Source organism: Methylobacterium sp. CB376 (assembly GCF_029714205.1).
GTDB lineage: Bacteria > Pseudomonadota > Alphaproteobacteria > Rhizobiales > Beijerinckiaceae > Methylobacterium.
The window spans coordinates 2052396-2075669 of the sequence record NZ_CP121648.1; the positions used below are offsets into that span (position 1 = coordinate 2052396).

Annotated in this window: 14 protein-coding genes and 1 pseudogene; 7 read left to right on the forward strand and 8 right to left on the reverse strand. The window is 72.6% G+C overall.

What is annotated here, in order from left to right:
- Window positions 1-243: 243 nt before the first annotated feature.
- A complete protein-coding gene (gene galU, locus QA634_RS09120) occupies window positions 244-1110 on the reverse strand; it encodes a UTP--glucose-1-phosphate uridylyltransferase GalU (RefSeq protein ID WP_026190816.1) in 867 nt (288 codons plus the stop codon).
- Between the two features lie 147 nt (window positions 1111-1257).
- On the opposite strand from galU, the gene galE reads away from it, so the two are divergent.
- The 3 genes from galE (at window position 1258) to QA634_RS09135 (ending at window position 4975) form a co-directional block, all read left to right on the forward strand.
- A complete protein-coding gene (gene galE / locus QA634_RS09125; protein ID WP_012331702.1) occupies window positions 1258-2250 on the forward strand; it encodes a UDP-glucose 4-epimerase GalE in 993 nt (330 codons plus the stop codon).
- A gap of 4 nt (window positions 2251-2254) precedes the next feature.
- Complete coding sequence (locus QA634_RS09130; RefSeq protein WP_012331703.1) at window positions 2255-3430, forward strand: lytic murein transglycosylase; 1176 nt, start codon at window positions 2255-2257, stop codon at window positions 3428-3430.
- 99 nt (window positions 3431-3529) lie between these two features.
- On the forward strand, window positions 3530-4975 hold the full coding sequence (locus QA634_RS09135; protein WP_012331704.1) for an SGNH/GDSL hydrolase family protein: 1446 nt from the start codon (window positions 3530-3532) through the stop codon (window positions 4973-4975).
- A gap of 192 nt (window positions 4976-5167) precedes the next feature.
- Here QA634_RS09135 and QA634_RS09140 read toward each other — a convergent pair whose 3' ends face one another.
- Window positions 5168-7951 carry a PAS domain-containing hybrid sensor histidine kinase/response regulator gene (locus QA634_RS09140; RefSeq protein WP_012331705.1) on the reverse strand — a complete coding sequence of 928 codons (2784 nt, stop codon included), beginning with the start codon at window positions 7949-7951 and terminating at the stop codon, window positions 5168-5170.
- Window positions 7952-8328: 377 nt separating this feature from the next.
- Here QA634_RS09140 and QA634_RS09145 point away from each other — a divergent pair, with 377 nt between their 5' ends.
- Window positions 8329-9009 carry a DUF599 domain-containing protein gene (locus QA634_RS09145; RefSeq protein WP_026190815.1) on the forward strand — a complete coding sequence of 227 codons (681 nt, stop codon included), beginning with the start codon at window positions 8329-8331 and terminating at the stop codon, window positions 9007-9009.
- 54 nt (window positions 9010-9063) lie between these two features.
- On the opposite strand, the gene QA634_RS09150 is transcribed toward QA634_RS09145, so the two are convergent.
- Entirely contained in the window at window positions 9064-10494 is a 1431-nt protein-coding gene (locus QA634_RS09150) for a glutamate synthase subunit beta (protein WP_012331707.1), read from the reverse strand.
- A gap of 316 nt (window positions 10495-10810) precedes the next feature.
- Window positions 10811-15505: a glutamate synthase large subunit gene (gene gltB / locus QA634_RS09155; RefSeq protein ID WP_012331708.1), complete on the reverse strand. Its 4695-nt coding sequence runs from the start codon at window positions 15503-15505 to the stop codon at window positions 10811-10813.
- A 619-nt stretch (window positions 15506-16124) separates the two neighbouring features.
- Between gltB and QA634_RS09160 the strand changes: the two genes are divergently transcribed.
- The 3 genes and pseudogenes from QA634_RS09160 to QA634_RS09170 all read left to right on the forward strand — a co-directional run bounded on the left by QA634_RS09160 (window position 16125) and on the right by QA634_RS09170 (window position 20318).
- Complete coding sequence (locus QA634_RS09160; RefSeq protein ID WP_012331709.1) at window positions 16125-17186, forward strand: threonine aldolase family protein; 1062 nt, start codon at window positions 16125-16127, stop codon at window positions 17184-17186.
- Window positions 17187-17337: 151 nt separating this feature from the next.
- Window positions 17338-19484, forward strand: a pseudogene (locus QA634_RS09165) (TonB-dependent receptor).
- Window positions 19485-19553: 69 nt separating this feature from the next.
- Window positions 19554-20318 (forward strand): slipin family protein, encoded by a 765-nt coding sequence (locus QA634_RS09170; protein ID WP_012331710.1) that lies wholly within the window; start codon window positions 19554-19556, stop codon window positions 20316-20318.
- A 68-nt stretch (window positions 20319-20386) separates the two neighbouring features.
- On the opposite strand, the gene QA634_RS09175 is transcribed toward QA634_RS09170, so the two are convergent.
- The 4 genes from QA634_RS09175 to QA634_RS09190 form a co-directional block, all read right to left on the reverse strand.
- Window positions 20387-21001 carry a TetR/AcrR family transcriptional regulator gene (locus tag QA634_RS09175; protein WP_012331711.1) on the reverse strand — a complete coding sequence of 205 codons (615 nt, stop codon included), beginning with the start codon at window positions 20999-21001 and terminating at the stop codon, window positions 20387-20389.
- Between the two features lie 201 nt (window positions 21002-21202).
- Window positions 21203-21430 (reverse strand): hypothetical protein, encoded by a 228-nt coding sequence (locus QA634_RS09180; protein ID WP_012331712.1) that lies wholly within the window; start codon window positions 21428-21430, stop codon window positions 21203-21205.
- 4 nt (window positions 21431-21434) lie between these two features.
- Window positions 21435-21593 carry a hypothetical protein gene (locus tag QA634_RS09185; protein WP_012331713.1) on the reverse strand — a complete coding sequence of 53 codons (159 nt, stop codon included), beginning with the start codon at window positions 21591-21593 and terminating at the stop codon, window positions 21435-21437.
- An 81-nt stretch (window positions 21594-21674) separates the two neighbouring features.
- Window positions 21675-23135 (reverse strand): methyl-accepting chemotaxis protein, encoded by a 1461-nt coding sequence (locus tag QA634_RS09190; protein WP_012331714.1) that lies wholly within the window; start codon window positions 23133-23135, stop codon window positions 21675-21677.
- Window positions 23136-23274: the final 139 nt, after the last annotated feature.

Sequence of the window (23274 nt, forward strand, 5' to 3'; positions counted from 1 at the left end):
GCCAGAGTGGACGCTCGGCCGCCCGCGCACAACCGGGGCGCGCCGATGCCCGGCGGACCGGGTTGTGGAGCGGGCCAAAAAAAAGGCCGCTCTCGCGAACGGCCCGAAGTCTAGGGAGGAAACGCCCAAGGAGGGCTGCGAGACCGCGACGCCATCGCGATCTCGCAATGCAACATTTAAGGCGCGCTGCAAAAACCGCAAGCGGAATTTAATGCGCGCCCCCGCTTCGCGCGCATGGCCGCCTCACGCTGTGCGCAGCAGCTCGGCTATTTCGCGCTTGAGGTCGTCGCGCAGGTCGTCGCGCGCGAGGGCGTAGGCGAGGTTGGCGACCAGGAAGCCGAGCTTCGAGCCGGTGTCGTAGGTCTTGCCGCGGTAGCGCATCCCGTAGAAGGCCTGGGTCTCGGCCAGCCGCTTCATGCCGTCGGTGAGCTGGATCTCGCCGCCCGCGCCCTTCTCGCCCCGGCCGAGGATGTCGAAGATCTCCGGCTGCAGGATGTAGCGGCCCGAGATGATGAGGTTGGAAGGCGCGGTGCCCCTCGGCGGCTTCTCCACCATGCCGGTGATCTCGAACGTGTCGCCGAAATCCTCGCCCACGCTGACGATGCCGTACTGGTGGGTCTGGTCGTGGGGCACCTCCTCGACCGCGATGACGTTGCCGCCGTGGCGCTCGTAGGCGGCGAGCATCTGCCGCATCGAGTCGCGGCTCAGCATGTCGGGCAGGATCACCGCGAAGGGCTCGTCGCCGACGATCTCGCGGGCGCACCAGACCGCGTGACCGAGGCCGAGCGGCGCCTGCTGGCGGGTGAAGCTGGTCTGCCCGGCCTGCGGCAGGTCGCGCTTCAACTCCTCGTAGGCTGCCTGCTTGCCGCGCTCCTGCAGGGTGCGGTCGAGCTCGAAGGCGATGTCGAAATGGTCCTCGATCACGCCCTTGCCGCGGCCGGTCACGAAGATGAAGTGCTCGATTCCCGCCTCCCTCGCCTCGTCGACCACGTGCTGCACCACCGGCCGGTCCACGACCGTCAGCATCTCCTTGGGCACCGCCTTGGTCGCCGGGAGGAAGCGGGTGCCCAGACCCGCGACGGGCAGGACTGCTTTGCGAATGGGCTTCATCATGCGTGATCCGGTGAGACGAGGTGGGTCGGGCGAGGCCCCGCGCCGCTTAAGGCATAGCGCGCCGCGCCGCTACGGGACAGTTCATTGACGTGCGAGCGTCCGGCGTTAGTGATCGACCACGATGTGAAGCGGGGAGAGAGCGAGATGGCGGTTCTGGTGACGGGCGGCGCCGGCTACATCGGCAGCCACATGGTTCTGGCGCTGCTCGATGCGGGCCAGGACGAGGTCGTGGTGCTCGATGACCTCTCGACCGGCTTCGCCTGGGCGCTGCCGCCGGAGGTGACCCTCGTGCGGGGCGACATGGGCGACCAAGCCCTGGTTGCCGAGACGATCCGTCGCCACCGGGTCGACGCGATCGCGCATTTCGCCGCCAAGATCGTGGTGCCCGACTCGGTCGCCGATCCGCTCGGCTACTACCTCAACAACACGGTGAAATCGCGGGCGCTGATCGAGACCGCTCTGCGCGAGGGCGTGCGCCACATCATCTTCTCCTCCACGGCCGCCGTGTACGGCGAGCCCCCCATCGTGCCGGTGCCCGAGGACCTGGTCACCAACCCGATCAACCCCTACGGCCGCTCGAAGCTGATGACCGAGTGGATGCTGGCGGACGTGGCCAGGGCGCACGGGCTCACCTACGTGGCCCTGCGCTACTTCAACGTGGCGGGGGCCGATCCGCGCGGCCGCTCGGGCCAGTCGACGCCGAACGCCACCCACCTGATCAAGGTCGCCACCCAGGCCGCGCTCGGGCGCCGCAGCCACCTCGAGGTGTTCGGCACCGACTACCCGACGCCGGACGGCTCCTGCCTGCGGGACTACATCCAGGTGTCGGACCTCGCGGACGCGCATCTCGTGGCGCTGAACCACCTGCGCGGCGGCGGCGAGAGCCTGACCCTGAATTGCGGCTACGGGCGGGGCTACTCCGTCCTGGAGGTGATCCAGGTGGTCAAGGAGGTGTCGGGCAAGGATTTCGAGGTGCGGCTGTCGCCGCGCCGGCCGGGCGACCCCTCGCAGATCATCGCGGCGGCCGACCGCATCCGCGCGCGCCTCGGCTGGCAGCCCAAGCACGACGACCTGCGCGAGATCGTGTCGCAGGCCCTGGCCTGGGAAGAGGCGCTGGCGCGGCGCAACCAGTCCTGACCCGATGCGGCGCGCGCTCCCGGCGGCCCTCGCCCTCCTCCTCGGCCTCGCTGCCGCCCGGGCCGAGGACGGGTTCCGCGGCTTCATCGAGGGACTTCGGCCCCTCGCGACCGCCCGGGGCGTCGCGCGCGAGACCTTCGACGCCGCCTTCCGGGAGGTGACGGCGCCGGATCCGGCGGTGCTCGCGCGCCTGCGGCGCCAGGGCGAGTTCAGCCGCCCGGTCTGGGAGTACCTCGCCGGATCCGTCTCGACCGCGCGCGTGGCGCGCGGCCGGGCCGAGGCGGCGCGGCGGGCCGAGCTCCTCGCCGGCCTGGAGGCGCGCTACGGGGTGCCGGGGCCGGTCCTCCTCGCCGTCTGGGGCATGGAATCGGATTTCGGGACGGGGACGGGCAGCGTCCCGACGGTGCGCGCGCTCGCCACCCTGGCGCAGGCGGGGCATCGCGGCGACCTCTTCCGCGACGAGCTGCTGGCCGCCCTCGACATCCTGCAGCACCACGACGTCGGCCCCGAGGGGCTGAAGGGCTCCTGGGCGGGGGCGATGGGGCAGACGCAGTTCCTGCCCTCCGTGTACCTGCGGGCCGCGGTCGATTTCGACGGCGACGGGCGGCGGGACATCTGGAATTCGGCGCCGGACGCGCTCGCCTCGATCGCGAACTTCCTGCGCCAGGCGGGCTGGCAGCCGGGGCTGCCCTGGGGGCTGGAGGTGCGGCTGCCCGCGGGCTTCGACCTGTCGCGCCACCGCGGTTCCCTGGCGGAGTTCGCCGCCCGCGGCGTGGCGCGCGCGGACGGGGCGGCGCTGCCGGCCGCCGGCGAGGCGAGCCTGTTCCTGCCCGGCGGCCTCGGCGGGCCGGCCTTCCTGATCACCGTCAATTTCGAGGCGTTCCGCGCCTACAACACCTCGGACGCCTACGCGCTGGCGGTCGGCCACCTCGCCGACCGCATCGCCGGCGGGGGGCCGCTCGCGGCGCCCTGGCCGATCCGGGCGCCGCGCCTCGACGCGGCCGGCCTCGCGGCGCTCCAGCGGGGGCTCGCCGCGCGCGACCTCTACGCGGGTCCCCTCGACGGGCGGGCCGGGCCGAAGCTGCGCGAGGCCGTGCGCCGCTACCAGACCGCCGCCGGGCTCCCGGCGGACGGCTACGCCACGCCCGCCCTGCTCGACCACCTGCGGCGCGCGCCCTGACCCGGGCGCCCGTGCGGGCCCGGTCCGGCGGGTGCCAGTCCGGCCCTCATGCGTTATCGTGCGCGCTCACCGGTCGAGCGAGGCGGAGATGGTCGGCGCATGAGGTGGCGGAGGATCGCGGAACTCGGACTGCGCGGCCTCGTCTGCGGCGGGCTGCTCGCGGGCGCCGGTCCGGCCCGCGCGCAATGGTGGGGCGGCGACGAGGGCTACCCGCGCCAGGATCCTTACGGCGCCCGCTCCCGCGGCTACGACGACGGCTACGGGGGACGGCAGGGCTATGCGCGGCGCCCGCCCGCGCCGGCGCCGCAGCCGCAGCCGCAGCGCTACCGCTGGCCCTGGGAGGACGACCCGGCCCCGCAGGCCGCCCCGCCGCCGCCGCCCGCGCAGGGCGGCTATTACGGCGGTTACCGCACCCCGCGGCCGCGCTTGCGCGAGGCGCCCCGCGACGTGCGCGAGGCCCCGCGCGAGGCCCGTCGCAGCCGCGAGGGGCGCTCGGTCCAGCGGCCGAAACCCCGGCCCGCGCCGGTCGTGGCGGCGGCGCCCGCCCCGAAGCCCAAGACCAACCCGTCGGTGCAGATCGCGGTCTTCGGCGATTCCCTCGCCGACCTGCTCGGCAAGGGGCTGGAGGCGGCCTACGAGGCGAATCCCGACATCCTGGTGATCCGCAAGGCCAGGGGCGACAGTGGTCTCGTGCGCAAGGACGTGGTCGATTGGCCGAAGGCCGCCGAGGATTACCTCAAGGCCAACCCGAAGCTGACCTACGCGGTCGTCATGGTGGGCGCCAACGACCGCCAGTCCCTGCGCGACGGCGACGCCACGGTCGATCCGCTGAGCGATCGCTGGAGGGCGGTCTACCGCGACCGGGTCGACGCGCTGCTCAAGGTCTTCAGCGACGCCAAGGTGCCGGTGATCTGGGTCGGCGAGCCGCCGATGAAGAACGAGGGCCTGTCGGCCGACCTGATCTCCATCAACGAGATCGACCGCGACCGGGTGCAGCGGGCGGGCGGGGTCTACGTGGACATCTGGCCGGCCTTCGTGGACGACCAGAACCGCTACGCCGCGAGCGGGCCGGACCTGGAGGGCCAGACCGCGAAGCTGCGCACCGCGGACGGCGTGCACTTCACCCAGGCCGGCGCCCGCAAGGCGGCCCATTTCGCCGACGTCGAGATCAAGCGGCTGATGGAGCAGCGGGGCGGCGCCCCGAGCGTGCCGGACGCGGTCGCGGCCGCCCCCGCACCGGCTCCGGCGCCCGCCGACCCGGCGGCGGCGCGCCTCGACGACGACGCGGCGATCGACCGGCTGCTGACCGCGATGCTGCCGAGCCTGCCCGAGCCGCCGGGCATCCCGGCCCTGCCGGTCAAGCCGCCGGCCGGGCCGGTGGTCCCGCTCACCCGCAACGAGGTCTCGCCGGGCGGGCAGCTCGTCAGCGGGCGCCCGCGGATCGAGGGCGAGGCCGGCTACACGGTGGAACGCGCGCTCACCCGGGGCGCCCCGCCGAGCCCGCAGCCGGGGCGGGCCGACGATTTCCGCTGGCCGCGCAGCTGAGGACCGCCCCGGCGGAATCGCCCGCGCGCTCCCGCGGGCGCCGGCGCGCTCCCGCGGGGCCCGGTGCGGCCCGCGTCATACGACATCCGGTTGAGTGCTTCGCTATGCGGATGTCGGCTTCGCTCAGGCGCCGCGCTCAGGCGCCGCGCAGGCGCGTGATCCGGGATCCGCTTCGATCAAGCCGATCCCGGATCAGGGCGTCGCCAGCTGGGCGAGGCGCGCGGCGAGTTCGTTCTTGCGGAACGGCTTGGTGAGCCGCGGCAGGTCGGCCGCGACGCCGTCGCTCTCCGCGTAGCCCGAGACCAGGAGCACGGGCAGGCCAGGCCTCGCGTGCCGGAGCGCCCGGGCGAGTTCGGTCCCGGTGATGCCCGGCATCAGGTGGTCGGTCACGAGCAGGTCGAAGCGCTCGCCGCCGCGGACGAGGCGCATCGCCTCCTCGCCCGATGCGGCCTCGATCACCGCGTAGCCGAGGTCGCCCAGCATGTCCGCCGTGCTCATGCGCACGAGGTCCTCGTCGTCGACCAGGAGCGCGGTCCCGCGCGGGGACGCCGCCGCGGAAGGCTGCGGCGCGGGCTCGGCCAGGTCCGGGGCCGCGTCGCTCCGCGGCAGCCAGAGCTCGACATTGGTGCCGAGCCCCGGCCGGCTCTGGATGGTGAGCGCGCCGCTGAGCTGGGAGGCGAGGCCGTGCACCATCGAGAGGCCGAGCCCCGTGCCCTTGCCAACGCCCTTGGTGGAGAAGAAGGGCTCGACCGCCCGCGCGAGCGTCGCCTCGTCCATGCCGGTCCCGCTGTCGGCGACCGACAGGCGGATGTAGGGGCCCGGCCGGAGCGTGGTGCGGTGACCGGGCCCGACCGTCTCCGCGCGGGCCGAGATCCGCAGCGTGCCGCCCTCCGGCATGGCGTCCCGCGCGTTCACGCAGAGGTTCAGGAGCGCCATCTCGATCTGGTTCGGGTCGGCCTTCGCGGGCGGCAGGGCGTCGGGCGCGTCGACGGCGACCCTGATCTGCGGGCCCATCGTGCTCGCCACGAGGTCGCCCATCCCGGTCACCAGCTTGGCGACGTCGACGGGGATCGGCTGCAGCGGCTGCCGCCGCGCGAAGGCGAGGAGCCGCTGCACCAGCGTCTTCGCCCGCTCGGCCGACTGCATGGCGCCCGCGATGAGGCGCTGCTCCCGTTCGCCGCCCAGGCCCCTGCGCTGGAGCATGTCGAGGGAGCCGACGATCGGGGTGAGGAGGTTGTTGAAGTCGTGCGCGACGCCGCCGGTGAGCTGGCCCATCGCCTCCATCTTCTGCGACTGGCGCAGCGCCTCCTGTGCGGCCTCCAGCTCGGCCCGGCGCTCCTTCTCCTCGGTGACGTCGCGGGTGACCGAGTAGAGCTTGCCGCCCTCCGGCACGGCCACCCAGGACAGCCAGCGCCAGCCGCCGTCCCGGGTGCGGTAGCGGTTCTCGAAGTGCAGGACGGGGCTGCCCTGCCGGATGGCGTCGAAGGCCGCGAGGCTCGCGCCGACATCGTCCGGGTGCACGAGTTCGGCGTAGGGCCGTCCCTCGATCTCGCTCGTCGGCCAGCCGAGCGCCGCCGTCCAGGCCGGGTTGGCCGCGGCGAAGGCCGCCGTGTCAATGTCGATGACCGAGAGCAGGTCGAGGCTGAGCTGCCAGATCAGGCCGCGCTCGCGGGTGCGCGCGACCACCTCCCGCTCGAGGTCGGCGTTGAGCGCCAGCAGCGCCTCCTCGGCGAGCTTGCGGTCGTGGATGTCGACCGAGGCCCCGAACCAGCGCACCACCTCGCCGGTGACCGGATCGCGGGAGGGCTCGGCGCGGACCAGGAACCAGCGGTAGGTCCCGGCGGCCGAGCGGATGCGGTGCTCGACCAGGAAGGTGCCGCCCGATCGCCTGGCCTCGCCGAAGGCCGCCATCGTGGCCTGCGCGTCGTCCGGGTGGACGTGGGCGGCGGCCACCGCGGCGGCCGTCGTCGGCGCGTAGGGCGCGCCCGTATAGGCCGTCCACTGCCTGTTGAAGAACTCGGTGCGGCCCTCGGCATCGGTGATCCAGACGATCTGGGGCACGGCGTCCGCCATTTGCCGGAAGCGCGCCTCGCTCTCGCGCACGCGCTCCTCCGCCTCCCTCGTCGCTGTCACGTCCCGGGACACCGCGAGGAGCTTCTCCGGCCGGTCGTCGGGCCCGTCGATCGAGGTGACGATCACGTCCCACCACCGCGGCGTGCCCCTGGCGGTGGTGGCGAGGCCCTGGAAGCGGCCCGTGCCGCCGCGCCGGGCCTCCCGGATCGCCGCACGGGCCTGGTCGCGCCCCTCGCCCTGCCAGAAATCGGGCCAGTGGGCGCCGCGGATCAGGCCGAAATCCTCGACCGCCATCGCGCACATGCCGCCCTCGCTCATGAATTCGAGGCGGCCGTCGAGGCTGAGCACCTTGATGCAATCGGCCGAGCTCGCGAGGATGCGGCGGTTGAACTCCTCGCTGGCGCGCAGCCGCTCCTCCGCCAGCACCTGGCCGGTCGTCTCCGTGCAGGCGCAGAACATGCCCACGACCGCGCCCTCGTCGTCGCGCAGGGGCGAGTACGAGAAGGTGAACCAAGTCTGCTCGTCGTGGCCGCGCCGGTTCATGACCAGCGGCAGGTTCTCGGACCAGGTCGCCTCGCCGGCGAGCGCCGCCGCGATCAGGGGTTCGATCTCGGCCCAGATCTCCGTCCAGATGTCGCGGAAGCGGCGACCGAGCGCGGCCGGGTGCTTGTCGCCGAGGATCTCCGCGTAGGCGTCGTTGTAGAGGAAGCCGAGGTCCGGCCCGAAGGCGACGAACATCGGGAAGCGCGAGCCGAGCATCAGGCCGACCGCCGACCTCAGGCATTGCGGCCAGGTCGAGGGCTCGCCGAGCACCGATCCCGACCAGGGCCGGGCGCGCATCGCGGCGCCCATCACGCCGCCGCCGGTCAAGAAGGCGGGGGCGTCCCCGTCCCGCCCAGGCATCCCCCTCCGCACGGCCCCCTCCGCCCCAGGCCCCGCCGCCATGCTGACAGGCGTCGCGCTGGTCCCCGGGGGAGATCTTGGGCGCTCGCCGGCCTCATCAAGGTCCGGCCCTCCCGGGCGTCCCGCACCCCGCCCGGCACGCCCCGCGAATGCGCGGATCGTGCTCGCGTCCCCGGACAAGCCCGGTCGGAGACCCGCGCTTCCCCCTCGCGAGGCAATCCCAAGTTGCCCATTCGCGGCAACTCGCCTACGGCCGCAGCGATGCGCTCCTCTCCCGAGGCGTGGACGGCCCCGCGCGATCCCGGCATCGGCACGGCATGAACGGGCACGGCACGGGCGGGCAGGACACCGGCGGGCAGGACACGGGCGGGCACGGCATGGGCGACCTCTCGGTTCTCGACTTCGCGGCGCTCGCGGCCTTCCTCTGCGCCTGGGTCGGTTACGGCCTCGCCCTGGAGCGCGTCGGCGGCACCCGCACCAGCCTCAACCGGATGATGAACCGCTACCGCCACGCCTGGGCCGAGCAGATCGCCACGCGCGAGATCCGGGTGGTCGACACCACCATCAACGCCTCGCTGCAGAACGGCACCGCCTTCTTCGCCTCGACCTCGCTGATCGCGCTCGGCAGCGTCCTCACCCTGACGCGCTCGACGGACGAGGTGCTGACCCTGTTCTCGACCCTGCCCTTCGGCATGCAGACCACCCGCGCCACCTGGGAGATCAAGGTGACGGGGCTGGCGCTGATCTTCGCCTACGCGTTCTTCAAGTTCGCCTGGGCCTACCGGCTGTTCAACTACGGGGCCATACTGATCGGCGCGGTGCCGCCGCGGGGCGGCGACCCGGACGCGATCCGCCGGGCCGTCCGACGGGTGGCGCGCATGAACGTGGTCGCGGGCAAGCACTTCAACCGGGGCATGTACGCGTTCTTCTTCGCGCTGGCCTATCTCGGCTGGTTCGTCGGCCCCTCCGTGCTGCTCATGACGACCGCGGGCGTGCTCATCGTGATGTGGCGGCGCCAGTTCAGCTCGAGCGCCCGCGATTCCCTGTCGGACGTCTGATCCGGGATCCGGTTGATCGAAGCGGATCCCGGATCGCGAGCCCGCGCCGGCGCCTCACAGCGGCAGCGTCGTCGCCCCCATCAGGGCCTCGTCGATCGCCCGCGCGGCCTGCCGGCCCTCGCGGATCGCCCAGACCACCAGCGACTGGCCGCGGCGCATGTCGCCCGCCGCCCAGACCTTCTCGTTCGAGGTCCGGTAGCTGGTCTCGTCCGCCTGCACGTTGCCGCGGCGGTCGCGCGCGACGCCGGATTCCTCCAGCAGGCCCCGCGCCACCGGACCGGCGAAGCCGATCGCCAGGAAGACGAGGTCGGCCGGGAGCAGGAACTCGGTGCCGGTGATGGGCTGGCGCTTCTCGTCGACCCGGGCGCAGACCACGCCCTTGACCCTTCCCTTCTTGCCCTCGATGCGCAGGGTCGCGGCCTGGAACTCGCGCTCGGCGCCCTCGGCCTGGCTCGACGAGACCCGCAGCTTCGTCGCCCAGTAGGGCCACACGGCGAGCTTGTCCTCCTTCTCGGGCGGGCGGGGACGGATGTCGAGCTGGGTCACCGACAGGGCGCCCTGGCGGAAGGCGGTGCCGACGCAGTCGGAGGCGGTGTCGCCGCCGCCGATCACCACCACGTTCTTGCCCGCCGCCAGGATCGGCGCCTCGGCGGCCAGCGCCTCGTCCTCGGATCCGACCCGGCGGTTCGACTGCACGAGGTAGGGCATCGCGTAGTGCACGCCTTCCAGGTCCTGACCCGGGAGCTGCGGGTTGCGCGGTTCCTCGGCCCCGCCGGCGAACAGCACCGCGTCGAACTCGTTGTGCAGGCTCGCGAAGGAGCGCGTCACGCCGACATTCACGCCGTAGTGGAACTGCACGCCCTCGGCCTCCATCTGCCGCACCCGGCGGTCGATGTGGCGCTTCTCCATCTTGAAGTCGGGGATGCCGTAACGCAGCAGGCCGCCGGCCTTCGCCTCGCGCTCGAAGACGTGGACCTCGTGACCGACCCGGGCGAGCTGCTGGGCCGCCGCGAGGCCGGCCGGGCCCGAGCCGATGATCGCCACCCGCTTGCCCGTCCGCAGCTGCGGCGGCTCGGGCACGACCCAGCCCATGCTCCAGGCCTTGTCGGCGATCGCCTGCTCGATCGTCTTGATGGTGACCGGCTGGTCCTCAAGGTTGAGGGTGCAGGCCTCCTCGCACGGCGCCGGGCAGATGCGCCCGGTAAATTCCGGGAAGTTGTTCGTCGAGTGGAGGTTGCGCGACGCCTCCTCCCAGTCGGCGTTGTAGACGAGGTCGTTCCAGTCCGGGATCTGGTTGTGGACCGGGCAGCCCGTCGGACCGTGGCAGAACGGGATGCCGCAATCCATGCAGCGGGCCGCCTGCTTCTTCAGGTCGTGCTCGTCGAGCGGCAGGGTGAATTCGAGGAAGTGGCGCACGCGGTCGCCGGCGAGCTGGTACTTCTGCTCCTGGCGGTCGTATTCGAGGAAGCCTGTGACCTTGCCCATCGGTAAACTCGGAGGAAAGAAGGGGAGAGGGCCGCGCGGCTCAGGCGAGCGCGGCGGCCGGTGAGAATGCACTTGGCGGGCCGGGGGCCCGGACGCGACGCCCGAGCCACCCGCGCGAGGCCGCGCCCGGGCCGGGACGGGGCCCGCCCGCGCGTCGCGCGGCCGGGATCTGGCCGCGGATCGGGTCGCCGAAGAGCTGCACCGAGAGCTGCACCGGATTCTTCCTCGGGAACCGGCCGGGGCCGGCAACGGGGTGGGTGCCGGCCGCGCGGCCCCGCCCGGGAGAGGGAGGCGCCGCGCGGCCGGCGAGGCCGGCCTACTCGGCGGCGATCGGCATCCGGGCCCGCTCCATCTCGCGCAGGGCGCGCCGGTACTCGACCGGCATCACCTTCACGAACTTGGTCCGGTAAGTGTCCCAGTTGTCGATGATCGCCTTGGCCCGCACCGAGCCCGTGTACTTCAGGTGGTTGTTGATCAGCCCGACGAGGCGCTCCTCGTCGTGGCCCGACATGTTGGCCAGGATGTCGATGCGCCCCTTGGTCTCCAGGTCGCCGTCCTGGTGGAAGCGGCGCATGAACTCGTCCTCCTCCTCGACCGGTTCGAGGTCGACCATCGACAGGTTGCAGCGCTTGGCGAACGTCCCGTCCTCGTCGAGGACGTAGGCGATGCCGCCCGACATCCCGGCCGCGAAGTTGCGCCCGGTCTCGCCGATCGACACGACCACGCCGCCGGTCATGTACTCGCAGCCGTGGTCGCCCATGCCCTCGACCACCGCAATGGCGCCCGAGTTGCGCACCGCGAAGCGCTCGCCGGCCGCGCCCCGGATGTAGGCCTCGCCCGCGATCGCCCCGTACAGCACGGTGTTGCCCACCATGATGGTGCGCTCGGCCGGCGCCTTGAGGCCGTCGGAGGGCCGCAGGATCAGCTTGCCGCCCGACAGGCCCTTGCCGACGTAGTCGTTTCCGTGGCCGGTCAGGATCAGCGTCACGCCGGCCGCGAGCCACGCGCCGAAGCTCTGGCCGGCGGTGCCGGTGAGCCTCACGGTGATCGTGTCGTCGGGCAGCCCCTCGTGGCCGTGCGCCTTGGCGACGAGGCCGGAGAGCATGGCGCCCGCCGCGCGGTCGGAGTTGCGGATGACGTCCTCGACCACGCTCGGCTCGCCCGTCTCGATGGCGGTCCCGAGCGCCGCGATCAGCCGGCGGTCGAGCACGTGGTCGATCGGGTGCTTCTGCGCTTCGACGTGGCGGATCGCCACGTGGTCCGGCACCTCCGGCTTGTGGAACAGCCGGGCGAAGTCGAGGCCCTTCGCCTTCCAGTGCGAGATCGCCGCGAGCTTGTCGAGGTAGTCGGAGCGCCCGATCAGCTCGTCGAGCTTGGTCACGCCCAGCGCCGCCATCAGCTCGCGCACCTCCTCGGCCACGAAGAAGAAGTAGTTGATGACGTGCTCGGGCGTGCCCTTGAAGCGCTTGCGCAGCACCGGGTCCTGGGTCGCGACGCCGACCGGGCAGGTGTTGAGGTGGCACTTGCGCATCATGATGCAGCCCGCCGCGATGAGCGGCGCGGTCGAGAAGCCGAACTGGTCGGCCCCGAGCAGCGCCGCGATCAGCACGTCGCGCCCGGTGCGGATGCCGCCATCCGCCTGCAGGGCGACGCGGCCGCGCAGATGGTTCAGCACCAGGGTCTGCTGGGTCTCGGCGAGCCCGATCTCCCAGGGGCCGCCCGCGTGCTTGATCGAGGTGAGCGGGGCCGCGCCGGTGCCGCCGTCGAAGCCCGAGATGGTGATGTGGTCGGCGCGCGCCTTGGCGACGCCGGCCGCCACCGTGCCGACCCCGACCTCGGAGACCAGCTTCACCGAGACCTCGGCGTCCGGGTTGACGTTCTTGAGGTCGAAGATGAGCTGGGCGAGGTCCTCGATCGAGTAGATGTCGTGGTGCGGCGGCGGCGAGATCAGGCCGACGCCCGGGGTCGAGTGGCGGACCTTGGCGATCTTGGCGTCGACCTTATGGCCGGGCAGCTGGCCGCCCTCGCCGGGCTTGGCGCCCTGCGCCACCTTGATCTGCATCATGTCGGAATTGACGAGGTACTCGGTCGTCACGCCGAAGCGGCCGGAGGCCACCTGCTTGATCGCCGAGCGCCGCGAGCGGCCGTCCGGCAGCGGCCGGTAGCGCTCGCGCTCCTCGCCGCCCTCGCCCGAATTCGAGCGCCCGCCGAAGGAGTTGAGGGCGATGGCGAGGGTCTCGTGCGCCTCCTTGGAGATGGAGCCGTAGGACATCGCCCCGGTGGCGAAGCGCTTGACGATCTCGGCGGCCGGCTCGACCGCCTCGATGGCGACGGGCCTGCGCCCGATCTCGGTCGCTCTCTTGATCCGGAACAGGCCGCGCAGGGTCTTGAGGTGGTTCTCCTGCTCGTTCACCAGCCGGGCGAATTCCCGGTAGCGCTCGGGCAGGCGCAGGCGCACGGCGTGCTGGAGCGTCGCCACCGTGTCGGGCGTCCAGGTATGGGCCTCGCCGCGCAGCCGGTAGGCGTATTCCCCGCCGACGTCGAGGGCGTTGCGGTAGACCGGCGCGTCCCCGAACGCGTCCTGGTGACGACGCACCGTCTCCTCGGCCACCTCGGCCATGCCGATGCCCTCGATCGTCGTCGCGGTGCCGAAGAAGTCCCGCTCCACGAACGAGGAATTCAGGCCGACCGCGTCGAAGATCTGCGCGCCGCAATAGGACTGGTAGGTGGAGATGCCCATCTTGGACATCACCTTGAGCAGCCCCTTATCGATCGACTTGATGTAGCGGTAGACGATCTCGTCCTCGGAGAGCTCGGGCGGCAGCTCGTCCTTCATGGCGAGCAGGGTCTCGAAGGCGAGGTAGGGGTTGATCGCCTCGGCGCCGTAGCCGGCAAGGCACGCGAAGTGGTGCACCTCGCGCGGCTCGCCGGACTCGACCACGAGCCCGACCGAGGTGCGCAGGCCCTTGCGGATCAGGTAATTGTGCACCGCCGCGGTGGCCAGCAGCGCGGGGATCGGGACCCGGTCCGGCCCGGTCGCCCGATCGGAGAGCACGATGATGTTGTAGCCGCCGCGCACCGCCGCCTCGGCCCGGTCGCAGAGCCGGTCGACGGCCCCGTCCATCCCCGCCGCGCCGAGCTCGGCCGGGTAGGTGATGTCGAGGGTCTTGGTGTCGAACCGGTCCTCGAAATGGCCGATGCAGCGGATCTTCTCCAGGTCCGCATTGGTCAGGATCGGCTGGCGCACCTCCAGCCGCTTCTTGCGGGAGGTGCCCTCCAGGTCGAGGATGTTCGGCCGCGGCCCGATGAACGAGACGAGGCTCATCACGGCCTCCTCGCGGATCGGGTCGATCGGCGGGTTCGTCACCTGCGCGAAGTTCTGCTTGAAGTAGGTGTAGAGGAGCTTGGGCCTGTCGGAGAGCGCCGAGAGCGGCGTGTCCGTGCCCATCGAGCCCACCGCCTCCTGGCCGGTCACGGCCATGGGTTGCATGAGCAGCCTCAGGTCCTCCTGCGTGTAGCCGAAGGCCTGCTGCCGATCGAGCAGGGAGACGTCGGTGCGCGACTCGCGCGGCTGGACCGGGCGCAGGTCCTCCAGCACGATCTGGGTGCGCTTCAGCCAGTCCGGATAGGGATTGGCGGCGGCGAGTTCGCGCTTGATCTCCTCGTCGGAGACGATCCGGCCCTTGTCGAGGTCGATGAGCAGCATGCGGCCGGGCTGCAGGCGCCAGGATTCGACGATCTCCTCGTCGGGAATCGGCAGCACGCCCATCTCGGAGGCGAGCACGACGAGCCCGTCCTCGGTCACCACGTAGCGGGCGGGCCTGAGGCCGTTGCGGTCCAGGGTGGCGCCGATCTGGCGGCCGTCCGTGAAGCAGACCGCGGCCGGCCCGTCCCACGGCTCCATCAGCGCCGCGTGGTACTCGTAGAAGGCGCGCCGCTCCTCGCTCATCAGCGGGTTGCCGGCCCAGGCCTCCGGGATGAGCATCATCATGGCGTGGGCCAGCGAGTAGCCGCCCTGCACCAGGAATTCGAGCGCGTTGTCGAAGCAGGCGGTGTCGGACTGGCCCTCGTACGAGATCGGCCACAGCTTCGAGATGTCGTTCCCGAACAGCTCGGAATCCACGCTCGCCTGGCGCGCCGCCATCCAGTTGACGTTGCCGCGCAGCGTGTTGATCTCGCCGTTATGCGCCACCATCCGGTAGGGGTGCGACAGGCGCCAGGTCGGGAAGGTGTTGGTGGCGAAGCGCTGATGCACCAGGGCCAGGGCCGAGCTGAAGCGCTCGTCCTTCAGGTCGAGGTAGTACTGGCCGAGCTGGTGCACCAGCACCATGCCCTTGTACACGATGGTGCGCGAGGACAGCGAGACCGGGTAGAATTCCTTGAGCTTCGGGTCCTTGAGCGTGTAGACCGCGTTCGAGATGACCTTGCGGCAGAGATAGAGCCGGCGCTCGAAGGCGTCCTGGTCGGGGCTGGAGGCCGGCCGGCCGATGAAGACCTGCCGGTGGCGCGGTTCGCTGAGCTTGACGCTCTCGCCGAGGTCGCTCGGATCGACCGGCACGTCGCGCCAGCCGAGGAGCGTCAGCCCCTCGTCGGCGATCGCCTTCTCGACGATGCCGACGACGGTGCGGAATCCCTCCTCGTCGCGCGGCATGAAGAGCTGCCCGACGCCGTAATGCCCGGCCTCCGGCAGGGCGAGGCCGAGGCGCTGGCCTTCCGCCGCAAAGAAGTCGTGCGGGAGTTGCACCAGGATGCCGCAGCCGTCGCCCATCTTCGGGTCGGCGCCGACCGCGCCCCGGTGGTCGAGGTTCTCCAGGATCTGCAGGCCGCGCTGCACGATGCTGTGGCTGCGGCGATTGTGCATGTCGGCGATGAAGCCGACGCCGCAGGCATCCTTCTCGCGCTTGGGATCGTAGAGCCCCTGCTCCGCCGGCAGGGCCGGATCGCGCACGACGAGGGCCGGTGCCGCCGGCCCGCGGGTGGGGTGCTGGGAGGGGTCCAGGCCGCTCATCATCTCGTCTCCCGTCCGCGCCCGCCTTCGCGGCGCGCCTGTCTGCCACGCCGCCGGCGGTGAGGCCGGCGCACCATTCCGGAGGCCCCTCCCGGGCGCAGGCGCCGGCGGGCGGGTTCACGCTCGGCGGGGCCTAGCATGGGCCGCCGCATCGTTCTCTTGGAGGTTCGGTCGCGTCTCGCGTCAGGGGAGCGCCCGCACCTCGCGGACGCCTCGCGGCCTCGTCAGCCGGCGCGCGTCCGCACCGCCCGCGGGGCGGTGTCTTTCGGATCTCGTTTGGTCACCGTGCAAGCCATGGACCAGCGAGCCACCAGCCAGCGCCCTTCAGGAACCCGGGCCGCGCGGCCCGCACGAAATGGGACAGCGGTACTGTCCTATTTCCGGAAGTTGCCAGATTTCCCCCGCGCCAGCAAGGGCCGTGCCCACGCCGCCGCGTCATTTTCTTGCGTTCTGCGGCCGCGCGCCGCAACGGACGTTCAATTCGCGCCCGGGCGGCGCAGTTTTTCCGCCGGGCGGCCCGGTGACGCCGGGACCGCGCATGCCCGTCATGATGGTGCCTCGGTCGCGGAGGCGGGGCCGGCGCGGCATTGTGGCGCCGGCTGATTCGGCGGGAGCGGACCTGATGAACTTCGCGAGCGACAACGTGACCGGCGCGAGCGCCCCGATCCTCGACGCGCTGGTGCGCGCGAATGCAGGGCCCATGCCGGCCTACGGCGCCGACCCGCTCACCGCCGGGCTGCGCGACCGGTTCCGCGCCCTGTTCGACCACCCGGACCTGGTGATCTTTCCGGTCGCGACCGGCACGGCCGCGAACGCGATCGCCCTCGCCGCGATGGTGCCGCCCTACGGCCTCTGCCTCTGCCACGAGGAGGCGCACGTGATGGGCGACGAGTGCGGCGCGCCGGAATTCTTCACCCACGGGGCCAAGCTCGCCGGCCTGCCCGGGACGGGCTCGAAGATCGACCCGGCCGCCCTCGAGGCCACGCTCGCGGCGATGCCGCGCCACGTCAAGCAGATGCCGGCCCGCGCCCTGACCCTGTCGCAGGCGACGGAGAGCGGGCTCGTCTACGGCCCCGACGAGGTGGCGCGCCTGTCCGGCCTCGCCCACCGGCACGGGCTGGCCGTGCACATGGACGGCGCGCGCTTCGCCAACGCGGTCGCGGCGCTCGGCTGCTCGCCCGCGGAGGTGACGTGGCGGGCGGGCGTCGACATCCTGTCCTTCGGGGCGAGCAAGAACGGGGCGCTCGCCGCCGAGGCGATCGTGGTCTTCCGTCCCGACCTCGCCGAGACGATCGAGTACCGGCGCAAGCGGGCGGGCCACCTCCTGTCGAAGGGGCGCCTGCTCGCCGCGCAGCTCCACGCCTACCTGGAGGGGGACCATTGGCTCGCCAACGCGGCGAATGCCAACCGGATGGCGGCCCGGCTCGGGCGGGGCCTCGCGGCCATCCCGGGCGTGCGCCTCGCCTGGCCGGTGGCGGCGAACGAGGTGTTCCCGATCCTGCCGGCGCATCTGGAGCGGGGGCTGAAGGAGGGCGGCGCGGTGTTCTACGGCTGGCACTCGACCAGCTTGCCGCCGGGCGAGGCCGTGCGCGAGGACGAGCGCTTCGCCCGCCTCATCACCGCCTTCTCGACGACCGAGGCCGAGGTCGACGCCTTCCTGGCCCTCGCGCGCGCCTGCGCCTGAGGCAGGGCGGGACCGCGGGCCGGAGCCGCCCCCGCCCGGGCGGGGTGTCGCCCCCCCGCCCGGGCGGGGTGTGTTGTAATATCGTTACGCTTCGGCGCGCCGTGTGAGCGCGGCCGCCCAGGACCTTGCGCAGGGTCAGCCCGCTCGGCCAATGAAACAGGATAACGTTTCATGGAGGCTGGCGGTGGCACACGGACGGGCAGGGCTCGCGATCCTCGGGATCCTCGCGGCGGGAGCGGCGCGGGCCGAGGAGATCCGCCTCGACGAGATCACCGTCACTTCGCCGAGCCCGATCGTGGGCCCCGCCGCGGCGCGGCCCAGCGGGGGAGGGGGGCCGGGCGTGCTCCCGGTCGTCACCGACACCTTCTCGCCCGTGACCGTGATCACCCGCGGCGCGCTCGCGAGCCGCCAGCCGCTCACACTCGGGGACGCGCTCCTCGACCGCCCGGGCCTCTCCGCCACCACCTATGCCCCGGGCGCCGCGAGCCGGCCGATCATCCGCGGCCTCGACACGGCGCGGGTGCGCATCCAGGAGAACGGGCTCGGCGTGCAGGACGTCTCGGATCTCGGCGAGGACCACGCGGTGCCGGTCAACCCGCTCGTGGCCGAGCGCATCGAGGTGATCCGCGGCCCCGCCACCCTGCGCTACGGCAGCCAGGCGATCGGCGGCGTGGTGAGCGCCGAGACGGGCCGCATCCCCCGCCTCGCGCCGCCGAACGGCATCGCCGGCGAGGTGCTCGGCGGGTTCTCCTCGGTGGATCTCGGCCGCAACGGGGCCGCGCGCGTCGAGGCGGGCGGCGAGACCGTGGTCGTCCACGCGGACGGCTTCCGCAGCGCGCAGGACAGCTACCGCACGCCGCTCGGCCTCCAGCGCAACTCCGCCGCCGAGTCCCAGGGCGGTGCGGTGGGCATGTCCTACCTCCTCGACCGCGGCTTCGTCGGCCTCGCCTTCAGCCACTTCGACGCGCTCTACCGGATCCCGGGCGGCGACGCCGCGCGCGGCCGCACCCGCCTCGACCCGACCCAGGACAAGCTCCAGAGCCAGGGCGAGGTGCGGCCCGTCGACGGGCCGATCGAGGCGATCCGCTTCTGGCTCGGCGGCTCGATCTACCGGCACCACGAGATCGGGATCGGGGAGGACGGGATCGACGGCATCCAGTCGACCTTCAGGAACCGCGAGGCGGAGGCGCGCCTGGAGATCCAGCACGTCCCGGCGATCCTGCCCTTCGGCACCCTGACGGGCGCGCTCGGCGTCCAGGCCGAGCGGCGGGTGCTCGGCACGTCGGGCGAGGCCGGCACGCTGCTCGCCCCCACCGATTCGCGCAGCAACGCCCTCTACCTGTTCGAGGAGCTGGCGCTCGGCCAGGGCACGCGCCTCCAGGCGGCCGGGCGGATCGAGGGCGCGCGCGCGACCGGCACCGCCACGCTCTTTCCCGGCGACTACCTCCCGGTCGCGGGCGAGGATCCGCTCTCCTACGGCCGCCGCCGCCGCTTCGCGCCCAAGAGCGCGAGCTTCGGCCTCCTCCAGGACCTGCCCTACGGCCTCGTGGCGAGCCTGACCGGCTCCTACGTCGAGCGGGCGCCCTCCGCCTTCGAGCTCTACTCGCGGGGGCCGCACGACGCGACCGGGACGTTCGAGATCGGCGACCCGAGCCTGCGGCTGGAGCGCGCCCGCACCGTCGAGGCGAGTCTGCGCCGCGGCGTCGGCCCGCTGCGCTTCGAGGCCACCGGCTACGCGACGCGCTACACCGGCTTCGTCTACAAGCGCCTGACCGGCGCCCGCTGCGACGACGATTTCGCCAGCTGCGGGACCGGGACCGAACTCGACCAGATCGTCTACACGCAGCAGAACGCGGCCTTCCACGGCGCCGAGATCGCCGGCCAGCTCGATCTCCTGCCGGTCGGCAACGGGTTTTTCGGGCTCGACGCGCAGTACGACTACGTGCGGGCGACCTTCGACGACGGCACCAACGTGCCGCGCATCCCGCCCCACCGGGTCGGGGGGGGCTGTTCCTGCGGACGGAGGGCTGGTTCGCGCGGGTGAACCTGCTCCACGCCTTCGCCCACACCGAGACCGCGCCCTACGAGACGCGGACCCCCGGCTACGACGACCTGCGCGCGGAGCTGAGCTACGCCAAGGCCCTCGATCCGGCGGTGGACGGGCTCTCCGAGATCCGGGTCGGGCTCGTCGGCACCAACCTCCTCGACGCGGTCATCCGCAACTCCGCCTCGTTCAAGAAGGACGAGGTCGTGCTGCCGGGCCGCGGCGTCCGCCTGTTCGTGACGGCCCGGTTCTGACGGCCCGGTTCCGAGGGCGCGCGGGCGCCGCGCGCCGTATAGGGAGGGGAACCGGCACGGAGCCCGTCGATGCCCATCGTCCTCCTGATCCTCGCCCTCCTCGCCCTCGCCGCCCTCCTGGCGAGCCTGCGCATCGCCAACCAGTACGAGCGCGCGGTCGTGTTCCGGCTCGGGCGCTTCCACGGCACCAGGGGCCCGGGCCTCTACTGGCTGATCCCCCTCGTCGAGTGGCAGAGCACCGTCGACCTGCGCGTCGTCACGGCCCCGGTCGAGCAGCAGGAGACGATCACCAAGGACAACGTGCCGATCAAGGTGAACGCCGTGATCTGGTACCGGGTGGTCGATCCCGGACGGGCGCGGCTCGAGGTGCGGGACGTCGGCACGGCGGTGATCCAGGTCGCGCTGACCACGCTGCGCATCGTGCTCGGCCAGCACACCCTGGACGACGTGCTCAAGGAGCAGGAGGGCATCTCGCGGGTGATGCAGCAGAAGATCGACGCCGTGACCGAGCCCTGGGGCGTCAAGGTCGAGCGGGTCGAGATGAAGAACGTCGAGATCCCCGAATCGATGCAGCGGGCGATGGCGCAGGAGGCCGAGGCCCTGCGCGAGAAGCGGGCCCGCCTGATCAAGGCCCAGGCCGAACTCGAGGCCGCCGAGCAGCTGCGCGCCGCCTCCGAGACGATCATGCAGAACCCGGCCGGCCTCGAATTGCGGCGGATGCAGATGATCACCGAGGTCGGCGCCGAGCAGAACACGACGACGATCATCATGATGCCGTCCGAGTTCGTGAACGTCGCCGGGAAGATCGCCGAGACCCTGGCCCGCAAGGGCTGATACGCCATGGGCTTGCGTCGACCCTTCGAGCGGGTCGACGGCCCGACGCGTCGGCATCCCGGGCCGCCTCAGGTCGCCCGGATCGCCTGCATCTGGCTGACGAAGAGGCGCTGCACCGCCGCCTCGGTCAGCCCGGTCGCCCGCACGAGTTCGGGGCCCAGCAGGGTCGCGCCGAGGGCGCCCGCGAGCAGCATGAAGGTGATCGGCCCGGTGCCGCGGGCGTGCGGGTCGGTCCCCGCGGGCTCGACCGCCCGCAGGAGCCGCACCGCGCGCTCGACGGCGGAGAAGAACGGTTCGAGGGTCGCGATGTCGCCCGAGGCGGCGAGCCAGGCCACGAGGCGCCCGTAGCCGCCGCGGTTCAGCGCCTCGAAGATCTCCGCCACCACCACGTCGGGGCCGATCGCGCCCGCCCGCATCGCCTGGACGCTGGCCTCGGCCTCGCGCGCCATCGCCTCGGCCATGTCGGCCACCAGGGCGGCGTGCAGGGCCGCGCTGGTGCCGAAATGGTGCGTGATGTTGCCGTGAGTCATGCCCACGGCGGCGGCCACCCCCTGCAGGGTGAGGGCCTGCGGACCCTTGTCGAGGAGCAGCCCCCGCGCGGCCTCGAGGACGACGCGGCGCGCCTCCTCGGGCGGGCGGCGGCGGCGCTTGGGACGGGTCTCGCCCGTGTGGGTGATGGCCATGCCTTCCGTGATGCGACGCGAACGGGGACGATCCGTCGGGCAGAAAGGCACAGGCCGAGAGCCGGCACAATTGCCGGGGAGGGGCAGTCGCCGATTTTGCGGGCAAGGGCCGCCTCGGCAGCCGGGGCCGCCTCGGCAGCCGGGGCCGCCTCGGCAGCCGGGGCCGCCATCGCCGCCGGGCCGCGCGGCGCCCCGGGAGCCTCAGCGCGGGACCTTGGGCGCGGTCGGCTCCGGCCGGCCCGTCCGGTCCACGGTCGGCCGGCCGGGCGCCCGCTCCGGACCCGGTCCCTCGTGGGAGCGGTCGGTCTGGCTCACCGGGCTCTGGCCGGCCGGCAGGGCCTGACGGTCGTCGCGGCCGGGCGGGGCGGCGTCCCCGGCGAGGGCCGGCGCCGCGATCAGGCCGGCGAGGGCGAGCAGGGCGAGGCGCACGCGCTCACCCCTCGGCCTTGTCGCCCTGGCCCTGCTTGGCGCCGCCGCGCGGGTCGGTCGCGTCCTCGCCCCCCTCCGCGGTGCGGCCCTGGGGCGTCAGGCGCGGCCCGTCGATGGACGGGAGATCGTCGCGCTCGCGCGGGGCGTCGGGTTGGTCGGCCATGGCCTGTCTCCGAGATGCGGGTCCGGGCCAACGTGCGGGGGAGCGGGCGGTTCGCGCCGCCGTCGCGATCCCGGCGGGCGCTCAGCTCGCCGCCAGGAACTTCTCCATGCTGGCGTTGAGCCCCTCCGAGTGCCCGGTGAGGCTCGCGGCGATGCGGCGGACCTTCTCGGCGAGTTCGCCCGTCGCCGCCGCCGCCGAGGAGACGGCCGCGATGTTGCTCGACACCTCCTGGGTCGAGGCCGCCTGCTGCTCGACGGCGCTCGCCATGGCGAGCGTCAGCTTCGAGAGTTCGGCCACCGCGAGGTTGATCGTCTCCATGGCCGCCACGGCCTCGCCGGTCGCGCCCTGGATGTCGCTGATGCGCTGCGTGATCTCGCCGGTCGCCTTGCTGGTCTCGGCGGCGAGCGCCTTGACCTCGCTCGCGACCACGGCGAAGCCGCGGCCCGCGGTGCCGGCCCGGGCCGCCTCGATCGTGGCGTTGAGGGCGAGAAGGTTGGTCTGGCCCGCGATGCCGCTGATCATGCCCACCACCGAATCCACCTCGCGGGCGGTCGTGGACAGCATCCGCACCGTGGCGTCGGTCGCCTCGGCCTGCGCGGCGATCTGCCGGGCGCGCTCGGAGACGCGCCCGACCTGGCCCGAGATCTCGTGGATCGAGGCGGTCATCTCCTCCGATCCGGCCGCCACCGTGGAGGCGCGCTGGCGCGCCTCGTCGGCCGCGCGCGTCAGGCCCTCGGCCGAATCCTGCATCTCGCCGACCGCCCCGGTCACGGCCTCGACGACCTGGGCGGCGTCCTCCGCGACGGCGACCTGCGCGGTCACCACGGACCATGTCAGCATCGGTCCGAGATAGGCGCCGTCCTGCCCGGCGATGGCCGAGATCTGAACGTCCAGGGTCTCCGGCCCGAGCGTGAGCCGCGCGCGCCGCGGCAGCCCGTCCGGCCGGGCCAGCGCGTCCCTCGGCGCGCCCGGCACCCGGTAGAAGGCGTCGAGCGGGGCCCCGAGCAGGTCGCCCGCCTTGACCGTCAGGTGCCGCTCGAGATCCGCGAGCATCCGCCGCGAGGTCGCGTTCATGTAGTCGATGCGCAGGTCGTGCTGCGGGTCGGCCGTCATCACGGCGATCGGCATGCCCTCGATCATCGTCAGCAGGCGGCTGACCTCGTTCTTCTTGCGGGTGATGTCGGCCGCGAGCTTCACCACCTTGAAGGGCTTCCCGTCCGGCCCGATGATCGGATTGTAGGTCGCCTCCAGCCACACGGGCCTGCCGCCCTTGCCGACGCGCTGGAACTCGCCGGCGAAGAACTCGCCCTGGCGCAGCCGCGCCCAGAACTGCGCGTAGTCCGGGGCCGCGGCCGCCTTCTCGGCCACGAAGATGCGGTGATGCCGCCCCTTCACCTCCTCCAGGTCGTAGCCGACGACCGTGAGGAAGTTCCGGTTGGCGTGCAGGATCGTTCCGTCGAGATCGAACTCGATGAGCGCGAGCGACCTGTCGAACGCGGCGAGCGTCGCTTCGGCCATGCTGGGCCGCTGCCTCCATAGCATCGGTCTGCTCCCTGAAATCCTGGTTGGCAATGCTCACGGTGCCGGGTCGGGGCTCGGTATGGCGCCCCAATCTCTCAGTGACCCTTGGTCATCGGCAAGGCCGAAAAAGGGACTAAACTCCTCAGGAGGCGTGTCGGCC

Excerpts from the sequence above, each read along its gene's own strand:
- galU (WP_026190816.1), bottom strand. The coding sequence starts at position 1,110 with ATGAAGCCCATTCGCAAAGCAGTCCTGCCCGTCGCGGGTCTGGGCACC.
- galE (WP_012331702.1), top strand. The coding sequence starts at position 1,258 with ATGGCGGTTCTGGTGACGGGCGGCGCCGGCTACATCGGCAGCCACATG.
- QA634_RS09130 (WP_012331703.1), top strand. The coding sequence starts at position 2,255 with ATGCGGCGCGCGCTCCCGGCGGCCCTCGCCCTCCTCCTCGGCCTCGCT.
- QA634_RS09135 (WP_012331704.1), top strand. The coding sequence starts at position 3,530 with ATGAGGTGGCGGAGGATCGCGGAACTCGGACTGCGCGGCCTCGTCTGC.
- QA634_RS09140 (WP_012331705.1), bottom strand. The coding sequence starts at position 7,951 with ATGCCTGGGCGGGACGGGGACGCCCCCGCCTTCTTGACCGGCGGCGGC.
- QA634_RS09145 (WP_026190815.1), top strand. The coding sequence starts at position 8,329 with ATGGGCGACCTCTCGGTTCTCGACTTCGCGGCGCTCGCGGCCTTCCTC.
- QA634_RS09150 (WP_012331707.1), bottom strand. The coding sequence starts at position 10,494 with ATGGGCAAGGTCACAGGCTTCCTCGAATACGACCGCCAGGAGCAGAAG.
- gltB (WP_012331708.1), bottom strand. The coding sequence starts at position 15,505 with ATGATGAGCGGCCTGGACCCCTCCCAGCACCCCACCCGCGGGCCGGCG.
- QA634_RS09160 (WP_012331709.1), top strand. The coding sequence starts at position 16,125 with ATGAACTTCGCGAGCGACAACGTGACCGGCGCGAGCGCCCCGATCCTC.
- QA634_RS09170 (WP_012331710.1), top strand. The coding sequence starts at position 19,554 with ATGCCCATCGTCCTCCTGATCCTCGCCCTCCTCGCCCTCGCCGCCCTC.
- QA634_RS09175 (WP_012331711.1), bottom strand. The coding sequence starts at position 21,001 with ATGGCCATCACCCACACGGGCGAGACCCGTCCCAAGCGCCGCCGCCGC.
- QA634_RS09185 (WP_012331713.1), bottom strand. The coding sequence starts at position 21,593 with ATGGCCGACCAACCCGACGCCCCGCGCGAGCGCGACGATCTCCCGTCC.
- QA634_RS09190 (WP_012331714.1), bottom strand. The coding sequence starts at position 23,135 with ATGCTATGGAGGCAGCGGCCCAGCATGGCCGAAGCGACGCTCGCCGCG.